General features: G+C 46.8%; 10 protein-coding genes. 7 read left to right on the forward strand and 3 right to left on the reverse strand.

Going from position 1 to position 9,578, the window contains the following annotated elements:
- Window positions 1–30: 30 nt before the first annotated feature.
- Window positions 31–1,299 (reverse strand): hybrid sensor histidine kinase/response regulator, encoded by a 1,269-nt coding sequence (locus IQ260_RS21590; RefSeq protein ID WP_193995157.1) that lies wholly within the window; start codon window positions 1,297–1,299, stop codon window positions 31–33.
- A 228-nt stretch (window positions 1,300–1,527) separates the two neighbouring features.
- Between IQ260_RS21590 and IQ260_RS21595 the strand changes: the two genes are divergently transcribed.
- Together IQ260_RS21595 and IQ260_RS21600 are read left to right on the forward strand one after the other, a co-directional pair.
- A complete protein-coding gene (locus IQ260_RS21595; protein ID WP_193995166.1) occupies window positions 1,528–1,764 on the forward strand; it encodes a hypothetical protein in 237 nt (78 codons plus the stop codon).
- Between the two features lie 152 nt (window positions 1,765–1,916).
- Complete coding sequence (locus IQ260_RS21600; protein ID WP_193995158.1) at window positions 1,917–3,164, forward strand: adenylate/guanylate cyclase domain-containing protein; 1,248 nt, start codon at window positions 1,917–1,919, stop codon at window positions 3,162–3,164.
- A 46-nt stretch (window positions 3,165–3,210) separates the two neighbouring features.
- Here IQ260_RS21600 and IQ260_RS21605 read toward each other — a convergent pair whose 3' ends face one another.
- Window positions 3,211–4,116: a LysR family transcriptional regulator gene (locus tag IQ260_RS21605; RefSeq protein ID WP_193995159.1), complete on the reverse strand. Its 906-nt coding sequence runs from the start codon at window positions 4,114–4,116 to the stop codon at window positions 3,211–3,213.
- 174 nt (window positions 4,117–4,290) lie between these two features.
- Between IQ260_RS21605 and IQ260_RS21610 the strand changes: the two genes are divergently transcribed.
- From IQ260_RS21610 to IQ260_RS21625, 4 genes are all read left to right on the forward strand, one after another.
- Window positions 4,291–4,875: a DJ-1/PfpI family protein gene (locus IQ260_RS21610; RefSeq protein WP_193995160.1), complete on the forward strand. Its 585-nt coding sequence runs from the start codon at window positions 4,291–4,293 to the stop codon at window positions 4,873–4,875.
- 85 nt (window positions 4,876–4,960) lie between these two features.
- Window positions 4,961–5,575, forward strand: coding sequence for a glutathione S-transferase family protein (locus IQ260_RS21615; RefSeq protein ID WP_193995161.1), 615 nt, complete (start codon window positions 4,961–4,963; stop codon window positions 5,573–5,575).
- 88 nt (window positions 5,576–5,663) lie between these two features.
- On the forward strand, window positions 5,664–6,695 hold the full coding sequence (locus tag IQ260_RS21620; protein WP_193995162.1) for a hypothetical protein: 1,032 nt from the start codon (window positions 5,664–5,666) through the stop codon (window positions 6,693–6,695).
- A 105-nt stretch (window positions 6,696–6,800) separates the two neighbouring features.
- Complete coding sequence (locus tag IQ260_RS21625; RefSeq protein ID WP_193995163.1) at window positions 6,801–7,172, forward strand: calcium-binding protein; 372 nt, start codon at window positions 6,801–6,803, stop codon at window positions 7,170–7,172.
- Window positions 7,173–7,389: 217 nt separating this feature from the next.
- Here the strand turns inward: IQ260_RS21625 and IQ260_RS21630 are convergent, their stop codons facing one another.
- Window positions 7,390–7,635 (reverse strand): hypothetical protein, encoded by a 246-nt coding sequence (locus tag IQ260_RS21630; protein WP_193995164.1) that lies wholly within the window; start codon window positions 7,633–7,635, stop codon window positions 7,390–7,392.
- 722 nt (window positions 7,636–8,357) lie between these two features.
- Between IQ260_RS21630 and IQ260_RS21635 the strand changes: the two genes are divergently transcribed.
- Window positions 8,358–9,458 carry a pentapeptide repeat-containing protein gene (locus tag IQ260_RS21635; RefSeq protein ID WP_193995165.1) on the forward strand — a complete coding sequence of 367 codons (1,101 nt, stop codon included), beginning with the start codon at window positions 8,358–8,360 and terminating at the stop codon, window positions 9,456–9,458.
- Window positions 9,459–9,578: the final 120 nt, after the last annotated feature.

Consider the following 9,578-nt stretch of genomic DNA (forward strand, 5'->3'; position numbering starts at 1 on the left):
CCCCAAAATTGGGGGCTTTTCCCACGACTGCTATTTTACAACAGCTTTATGGTTGATCGGTAAGATAACCTGTACAGTTGTTCCTTTATCAGGAGTACTAGAAATAATTAATCGCCCATGGTAGAGATAAACAATCTTTTTGCTAAGAGTAAGACCCAGACCTAATCCTTGCTTCCCAGAAACTTGGCGTTCAAATTGAGTAAAGGCACCAATACTAGCTATTTGTTGCTGGGTCATCCCTCGCCCACAATCCCTAACCCATAGATAGAACATGTTCTCCTCAACGTTACTTCGAACCATAATAGGAGTTCTAGACGGAGAAAACTTTAAGGCATTGTCTATAAGTGCACCAACAATTAGAGAAAGGTATTGTTTGGTAATGCTCAGGTGAGCTTCTTGGAGTTCTAATATAAGATCTTCAGAGCGTTGAGCGCGTGCTGCCCGTGTTTTTGCGATTTGTGAGATCAGCTGCTGTGTAGAGTATTGTTGTTTTGAAGTTTCTAATAGTAAACTGACATTAGATTTTTGGGCTGCTTTAGACTCTAAATAGAGATAGAATAAAATCTGTTGTAGGAGTGTTTCTAATTGGTGTGCTGACTGGCTTGCCTGGTTTATCGACTGTCTGAGTTCGCTTGGACTCATATCGTTAAACTGAACCTGGAGCATTGTTAGAATGGCCAGTAAACCTCTTAATGGAGAATTTAGTTCTTGAGTTAAATTTGTTGCCAATCCTTGGCGTAATGTTTGCAGACTATTGGTCAATAATGTGATCGAACTATGCTGTAGCTTGGAAACAGAGCGAATATAGTTACGTTGTTTCTTAATACGTTGCGCCAACTGCTTTAGCCGATCATGCTGTCGTTTGATGCGCAGCATTGAACCTACTCGTGCGCGCAGCTCTAGCGCATTGACAGGTTTACTAATAAAATCATCGGCTCCAGCCCTCAGACACTCTGCCAAGGTTGACTTGGCCGTGAGAACAGTGACCATAATAATAGGTACTGATTGCCACTTGGGCATTGCCTTAATTTGACGGCAAACTTCAATGCCATCTATCCCAGGCATCATGACATCGAGTAGAATCAGATCAGGCTTAAACACATCCAGTGAGTTAAGCGCTTCTTGACCATTGGCAGCATACTGTAGCCGATAGTTTGGTTGTTTTTGGTCTTTGGCTGCTGTATCGAGAGACGGGCTGTTATTGGATGAAATGTCTTCGGTCGCGTTGCTTAGGAGGATTTCAATCACCTCGAAGTTTTCGGGGTTATCATCAATAACCAAAATGGAGGGCTGTTGCATCTATTCCTCCCATGCTCTGAGTGTGAACATGGAAAGAACCCATATTGTTAGTATTGTTGGTCCGATCATAGAAACACGCCTCCACTCAGTGACTAGGCTGAGTTGATGTAGTGTATCCAGGTCATTTATACCTGGTATTTGAACATCCCCAATATTAGTGTTAACTGTACCTCCAAAACAGTCCCCTATTCATCATGGGCTATGGCTTTTATATTTTAGGCTTTAGCTGTGGGGCTATACCCTTTGCTAGTCAATCATTTTAGCTGTTTGGCTGGCTTTAGCGAGAGTACCGATAAACGGACAGAATCAGAGTTAGTTATGGCTGCCCCTATGACTGTGGCCTCTGTCCAGACCATGAGCAAGCATAGCTGTCTAACCCTGATTGAGCTGACGGATCGCTGTAATCTGACCTGTCCCATTTGTTATGCCGACTCCGGTGTGGAAATTTTGGCGGTCGTCATCTGATTCGGCGATTTAGACGCCGACGTCAACTGGGCATGATGAAAGGTGTCATCATTGGGTCAACCCTGACGGCCTTAGTAAACGGAGCCTGTTTTGTAGCAGCTTTTGCTGGTTTTTAATAGTCTATAGATAGCTAACTCTACAGATAAAGGGCAATGAATCAACCAAGTAACCGCCCTAGGGTTCCTGCAGCCCAATCTATTCAAACTGCGGTCCAGCAAGTCATTGCCAAAGAATCCCTCAGCAACGAACTCAAGGTTGCCTACGTTAAAGTCGTCGTGGTGTTAATTTCTAGCATCCTGGACGTCATTGTCTTTTGCTTTCCACACCTGATTGGCGAAACCGCTGTTCCACCGACCGTTGCCCTACTGTCCGTCAGCGCCTGCATCATCTACACCGGTTTACTCCTGGCCCTGCGGCAGCCAGCTGCCTGGCGCTGGCTGCCAAAGTTACAGATCGCGATTCCCCTATTCGACAGTCTGTTAATCGCACTCTTTATCACTAATATTTCAAACGTTCTAGGAGACTCTCAGCCGCAAATTATTACCAACGTCGCCGCCTTTTGTTGTCTCCTGGCCGTCTCAGGGGGGATTCGCATTCGACGTCAGGCATCGGCAATTACCACCGTCCTCGCCCTCGCTAACTTTGCCTATGGGGCCTATCTCTTTGGGTTAAATCCTGCGGTTGCCGTTTTTGCCCTATTCACCATCTTGGGCACAGGACTGATGGGCATGCTGACCTCGGGTATCGTCCGCCGCCAGGGTAAAAATGAAGCTGGTCGTCTACTGATGCAACAGTTTTTGCCAGCCAACGTGGTTGAAGCGGCGTTTGAAACCCCTGCAGAGCTGATAGAAGCACCCATGACATTTGATGTTACCGTCATGGTCACCGATCTGCGAGGCTTTACCCGCTATGCCGAAAAGCTTGAGCCTGCTGCCGTCTTTGAGTTTTTAAACCAGTTCCAAGGTCTGTTGTCTACCATTGTCAAACGCCATGGGGGTTGGGTAACCACCTTTATGGGAGATGGTATGCTGGCTGTATTTGGTGCCCCTAAGGTGTTAGACAACCATGCTGACAAAGCGGTACAGGCGGCCCAGGCAATTTTAGCTGAGATCACAAAAATCAGTCCGCTACCCATTGGCATTGGGCTACATTCTGGGTCAATTGTTGCTGGCTGTTTAGGCACCGATGGTCATCTGGAGTTCTCCGTCATCGGCGACACGGTCAATGTGGCCTCTCGGCTAGAGTCTCTGACCAAGGAAGTCGATTATTCTCTGCTGATTAGCAAAGCCACCCAACAGCGGCTGCACAGCGTATCCCTCAAGTTTTTGGGGGCCATGCCCATCAGAGGCCGCGATAAACAGATTGAAGTTTTTGTTCTACCATTATTAGTAGAGGACTGAGCGAAGTCGAAGTCCGGCTCAACTGGAATTTGTTTAATTTTTGCTACTAAACTGCCTGCGGTACTGAAAAATCTTCTGTTTCTCGTAACACATCTAAAAACGCATAAACCGCTGGGGTATGGAGACCCTCTTTTAGCAAAGAAGCCCCAATCGGACGCGTGATAGAAAACGGCAGGCGACAGATCTGCACATCATGGGGAACCGGGGCTGCCGCTAGCTCCGGCATCAGAGCAATGCCTAATCCCTGACTGACCATACTCACCATGGATGAATCATGACGGATGTAATAGGCAATTTCCAGGTCTATGTGGTTGCGTTTCAAATAGCTGTCTAAACGAGAGAAGCAAGAGCCCTGGCTGGGGCTAATCAGGGGATGGGCCATCAGCTCCTCATAGCTCAACTGGGCATCTCGAGGCCCCAGCTGAGACGGTAACAGGGCCACATATTCATCTTCGAAGATCAAAAACGGCTCAAACTCATCACCCTCTAGCAGCTCAGCGACACAAATATCGACTTCCCCCTGGGTCAACCGCTGTTTTAGATCCTCAATATCGGTGTCTTCGGTAATGGTGACCTGGATATGGGGATAGCGACTGTGCAGACGTGCGATCGCACTTGGCAGCAGATGGGTGGCAACACTTCTAAAGGCTCCAATCCGGACGGTTCCCCCCTGCAGACCTTTGGTTTGCTGGGCATCCTGGGCCATGCCCTCCAGCAGCTTTAGTACCTGAATGGCCTTATCCGTAATCTGCTGGCCGACCGGGGTGAGTTTGGCCCCATAGCGTCCTCGGTTCAGTAAAATGACCCCCAGCTGGTTTTCTAGGGTTGCGATCGCATGACTCACCGTAGACTGATTCACCCCAAGCTTTAAGGCCGCCTCACTAAAATTGCCACAGTCTGCAACGGCTACCAAAGCCCGTAGCTGAGAAAGCTTAAGTTTGGAGAGGTTCATACCCTAGACCTCGCTGGCTAGATCGTCGGCTGCTCTTAACTTTATCCTATCTTTCTGATGTCGAGGTATCGATAGCATGCATAAGAACGATGCATGCTATGTTTTGGCACGGTAGCCCACTAAAGTAACAATGCCTTTGGTGGGCGGACAAGCAGCAAATTCTAGGATGTCGCGATGAATATTGGCATTTACATCTACGACCAGGCAGAAGTCCTTGACTTTTCAGGACCGTATGAAGTCTTCTGCACCGCCTCTAGAATTTGTACTGACGGCACCCCCTTCACAACATTTTTAGTCAGCCAAACTGGGGATATCGTCACCGCGCGGGGTGGCTATAAAGTAGTTCCAGACTATGGGTTTCACAATCATCCTGCCATCGATATCCCCATCATCGTTGGCGGCGTCCACACCGAAGAAATGCTCAAGCCTCCGGTTATAAGCTGGATCGCAGAGCAAGCCAAAACAGCTCCACTGATGGCCTCTGTCTGTACCGGAGCTTTTTTACTGGCAGCGGCTCAGGTCATCACAACAGAATCGGTAACAACCCACTGGGAAGACATCGCCGATCTCCGTCAGCAGTACCCTAATCTAGATGTGCGCGAAAATATCCGCTGGGTTGATGCGGGCAAGGTTGTCACATCTGGTGGAATCTCTGCAGGCATTGATATGAGTCTGTATTTAGTGAGCAAATTTGGCGGTCAGGCATTGGCTCAAAAAACCGCTAAACAGATGGAATTTGACTGGACGGGACCGCAGTAATCATCAGAGTATGCTTCAAGAGAAGATCAGCAGCAACGTTAAATACAGCTAAATTTTGACGACTATTCACTTAAATAGAGAGAACATGCATAAAGTTTTTGGCGACATGCTGTCAGGTAACTGCTACAAGGTCAAACTGCTTATGGAGTTTCTGAACATCCCCCATGAATGGGTGCATGTGGATATCCTGGCCTCTGAAACTCACACAGGTAATTTTCAGAAGATGAACCCCAATGCCAGAATTCCGGTGGTGGCATTATCCAACGAGCGCTATCTTTGGGAATCCAATGCGATTCTCAACTACTTTGCCGAAGGGACCCACTTCTTGCCATCAGCCAAATACGAACGGGCAAAAGTCCTACAGTGGCAGTTTTTTGAACAGTATAGCCATGAGCCCTACATTGCCACCGCCCGATACATTAACAAGTACCTGGGGTTGCCCAAAGAGCGAGAAGCGGAATACCACGGTAAACAAGCGGGTGGTCATAAAGCACTGGCGGTGATGGATAAACACCTCGCCCAAAATCAGTTCTTTCTGGGTACCCAGGCCACCATTGCTGATATTAGCCTGTATGCCTATACCCATGTAGCCGATGAAGGTGGTTTTGACCTATCGGACTATGGCAATATTCAGCGATGGTTCAAAGACTTTGAGACGCTGCCTGGCTATATCAAAATGTCCGGGGGCGTAGCTGGGTAAAGGTACCCCCGTGGGGCCTGTCGATGATGAGATGAGTTTATAAAATGGTGATATCTCGCCTACGAGTGACCTGGTGTCATAGGGGTTTATGTCTAACCAAAACACTCTACCTCCGTCGATAGACAAAATTGACACGTTGCTCCAGAAAGTCTACGAGAAGATTGGTGCGCCCAATACCTGCGAGATTGAGGATAAGGTGCAGCATGAGCTGTCGAAGTCGATTGTGCTTTTGCAGCGAATCAAGCGCTGTTTGATTCGGGCTCAGTATAAGAAACATCAGGTCCATGTGGCTCAGCTAGAGTCGATTATTATTGGATTGGAATCTGCGATCGCAGTCCTGCTCGAAAAACCCTACGAACTGCACTTTTCCCGTAGACTGCGACGGGATGCTGAATTTGCTGTACGGGAATATGAAAACCCGCTGGGGGGTCGCATAATCAATGCCTTTAAGTACGTTTTGTATGAATCCAGCACACCCGTCAAGATATTTGCTGGATTAGCAATGAGTTTACCGATTGCATTAACAATCGGACTATCTTCTCAGATAATTCCTTACCAAGATATGACCAGGGACTATATTGTCCAACCCTTAGTCAGTCAAGAATGTACTGTCATCGGACCACCCGTTCCAAATTGTGAGGCATTGGCAACAGCACGGGCTAACGAAAATCTTGCCATATTGGCCAGTGTAGCGCTTGCAGGCGCATTAGGCGGCATTACTAGCACGCTGTCTCGGATCCGAGAATATCGAAATGATGACTATACCGATACGGTACTGCCCGTTTGTATTGGTCTGATTCGACCCTTTGTCGGCGGAGCTTTTGGTATTTTATTATTTGTGTTACTTAGCTCTAAGCTATTGCCCTTGCAAGTGGGTGACGATAGCGATGACACGCTCAAGAAATGGTACGGCTTTATCGCTATCGCCTTTGTCGCTGGCTTTAGCGAGCGCTTGGTCAAAGACATGATCAGTCAAACAGAAGGACGATTTTTACCAGGGACAACGTCACCCCCTCAGATCAAGTCAGAGATAAAGCTTAACCAAGACATTGTCCAGGGAAGATTGGAACCGTCACAGACCCAAGCATCGCCACAGACCAAAATAGTGGTTCAGGAATAGTCTGGGCAAAAGTTTTTAGGAGCTATCAGCTGGGTTTTTGAGTGTAGGATTGGCAGCATGCAGGATACAGCTGCTAGAAACCTTAACTCATAACAGAGGTTTGTGATGCCAAGACCCAAAAAAGACAGTGCCCGTGAAAATCGGATTAGTATGGATGTTGTTGTTGATGCCTATGATCCCGAAGAGCGGGCAATGGGTTGGTACTACTACATTGCTGAAACACTGCAGTTTCCATTCTTAGCAACGTGCAAATCACGACGGCAAATCTCTCCGCTTAAAGTAGATGAAACGGTAGAAGTCATTGACATAGCTGATGCAGATGAATGTGAGCGAGAAATGTTCGTAGTTATTCGCTGGCGTGATGATACGTTGGCAGTTCCGCTATCGCAGCTTGATCCGGGGGAGCTAGACGATGATGACACCGTTCAAGCTGTGGAAGATTGGCTTTACTGGGTTGCGATGGGATATCAGTTTTAAGTGATTGGACAAAACTATCCATCAATCCGGGCTTCGACTCCGCTCAGCCCTCGTATTCTCAAGATTAGCTGGTTGAGCGGAGTCGAAACCAGCGGCGTTAGAGACGTTTACTTTCAGCCATCTACTTAGCAGTTAATTATGAGCTGGCTTTAGGTGCCATCTTGCAAGAAAGCAGGGCAGCGATGTCACTGCCCGCTGTTTTTATAGGGCTTTAGTATTAGCCAACTCGAACGCGGCGGGTCAAAATAACCATGACCTCATTGGCTCGTCCGGTAGAGATGGGTTTGCTCCAGTCGTTGGTCTGGGCGTAGTGTTTGCTGTGCAGATCTTGGATGGTGAGTCGCACCCCGGTGAGGCTGCCAAATACCAGGTGTCGGACGGTTTCGTATTGGTGGTCGGGGAGTGGCTCGGTGCCAAGCGGCAGCGTGGACGCAACTGCGCCCTGAGTGATATCGAGAAACATAAGCTTTGGTCTCCAAACGTGGTTAAACCGTTGCTGCATTTGAAAGCTGCAGCCAAAAAGGCCACAGTCTGGCAGCTCGGTAAGAAACCAAAGCTCAAGATTCAGCTGCCCCAGTTATGTGATGCAAACCGGGGCAGCAATGAGATAAAGTATCCCAAGCCTCGGACTGCTTCGACCAGTCTAGGGTTAGCTGGCGGTTTGGTGTTCGTAGCACCTACCGCCAGTGCTAAATATTGAGCTTTGTGGTCATGCCCGCAAGGGCGTGAGAACTAAGGTACCGCTAACCCATTTCTCACGTCAAGCCAAAAATGTTGCAGTTGATTACGAGTAATATTTTATACGAATAGCATCACGGACATCTTCCAGCAAGGTCCTCGGCTTAGGTGGCATACGAACGACTACATAAAAATCATGAAACTCCTATGTAGCAATTATCACCTAATAGTTCATTTGAACCGGCAAAGATACCTTAAAGCTTTCTGGATAACTCCGACTCTGAGGGTATTATCCAGAAAGTTTCTGGGCGATACGCTTATAGGGTGTTTATCCAGAAATTTTCTGGATAACTCCGACTGGAAGGTATTTATCCAGACAAAGTCTGGATAACGCATAGTTAGACAGCTTTAGTAACTGATCAAGACAAATGCATCCGTCATAAGATTAGATGAGAATGAATTAAGCAGATTTGAGTGAGTTTGCTTCAATCTTCTGATTACAAATAAATGAAACATTATGGAATGCCTGTGATGGGAAAAAACTCTACAGAAGACATAGCTGCAGCCCTTCACGATATTAAGAAGGCAATTGAGAATATTAAACCACCACAAAAACCTGAAAAAAACTTTATCAGTAAGTCGTTGAAAGCTGTCCTTAAAATAGGTACATACCTTACTGGCCTGACTATTTTCGTAAGTTTAGCCACCTATTTTTTCGAAGCTGATGATCGCCATCAATCTCAGATAAATGAAGCTTGGAAAACAATTCTTGCCAGTACTGGTCAATCAGGAGATGCAGGCCGACGCGATGCTATTAGTTTTTTGACCTCTAGCCCTCGCCGCCTTCCCTTTTTCTGGTGGAGATGGGAACCTCAATCTTTAGATGGGATTCAAGTCCCTAACGCTATTTTGGTATGTATTGACATGTCAGAGGCTTCTTTATATAGAGCTAACTTCAGCGGTGCTGATCTGAGTGGAGCTGATTTGACTGGAGCCAATCTTAGCTCGGCGAATCTTAGCAATGCTAAGTTTAGCTATAGTGACACAAAGGTTTGCGATAGAGATATAGATGATGAATCTACTAGCCCCAGTCTTGCAACCTTACACAAAGCAAATCTGACATCAGCAAATTTGAGATTTGCTGAACTATCCGAAGTTGATCTTTCTGAGTCAGTCCTGCGAAATGCTGATCTAAGTGGTGCCGATCTTAGGGGTGCTAAGTTTGGTGCGGCTGAATTACTAGAAGCTGACCTTAGTAACGCTAACCTTTGGGGTACCGATTTGAGCAAGGTTTCCTTTTCTGTAGCGAGCGACAGAGATGCTGAAAGTGACACTAGTGCTATTCTTTGCGGTGCAGTACTCTTAGAAGTTGATTTACGTAACCAAAATCTGGACCATCCAGGCACTGTCTATAGATTGTTCGAGGATTCAGAGTCAGAGAAATGCCAGGATCCGGAATTCGAAACAACCCAGCGAACAAGCCCTTATATTTGTAAAGTACGCTTTCCTGAAGGTTTCACTCGTATTGACCCTAATCGCGATTGTGATGAAATGCAAGGTGTACTTCTCAATAGATACAACATATCTGCAAGGGACGCTGTTAAGTAGATCGCCAAAAACCTTTACATCATTCATGATGATGTAAAACCCGTTAGTAATAGATAGTCTATCGCTCAATGAAACAGCGCTTTATCCAGGGATTGAGTCCAGAAACGATCCACTTACTCC

The sequence above is a fragment of the Leptolyngbya cf. ectocarpi LEGE 11479 genome (assembly GCF_015207065.1).
Lineage (GTDB): Bacteria > Cyanobacteriota > Cyanobacteriia > Phormidesmidales > Phormidesmidaceae > Leptothoe > Leptothoe ectocarpi.